Annotated in this window: 1 protein-coding gene; it reads right to left on the bottom strand. The window is 73.3% G+C overall.

What is annotated here, in order from left to right; genetic code table 11:
* Nucleotides 1-510, bottom strand: a 510-nt coding sequence (locus tag E2F48_RS17195) for a CBS domain-containing protein (protein WP_342772615.1), incomplete at its 3' end; no start/stop codon positions are given.
* Nucleotides 511-516 lie beyond the last annotated feature (6 nt).

Genomic DNA, 516 nt, shown 5'->3' on the forward strand with positions numbered 1-516 from the left:
ATCAAGGGTCGGGGTGTAGATGGTCGAGCGCAGCGCCCCGGCCCGGGTGATGACCCCCTGCAGGACCCCCCCGCGGACCACCGGGGCCAGCGGGGCCCCGGAGGCCTCGAGCTCGGCGAAGACCGCCTGCAGCCCGGCCGCGGGGTCCCCCTCGAACCGGGCGGCCTCCACCGGCGCCGGACCGGCCCGCATCACGGACTCCAGCGAGGCGAAGCGGTCCACGCCCTCGCAGTCGGCGGCCCGCACCACCCCCACATACCGGTCATCCCCGTCCACGACCACCACCGCGCCGTGGGCGCGCTTATTGATCAGGTGCAGCGCGTCGATGACCGTATTGCCCGGACGCAGCTTCAGCGGCGTCTCAAAGACAGGATGCCTGCTCTTGACCCAGCCGGTGACCTCGGCGATGACCTCCACCGGCACGTCCTGGGGCAGCACCCCCAGCCCGCCGCGCCGGGCCATGGTCTCGACCATCCGCCGCCCGGTCACCGCGGTCATGTTCGCCACCACCAACGG

Source organism: Arthrobacter crusticola (assembly GCF_004357995.1).
GTDB classification, from domain to species: domain Bacteria; phylum Actinomycetota; class Actinomycetes; order Actinomycetales; family Micrococcaceae; genus Arthrobacter_D; species Arthrobacter_D crusticola.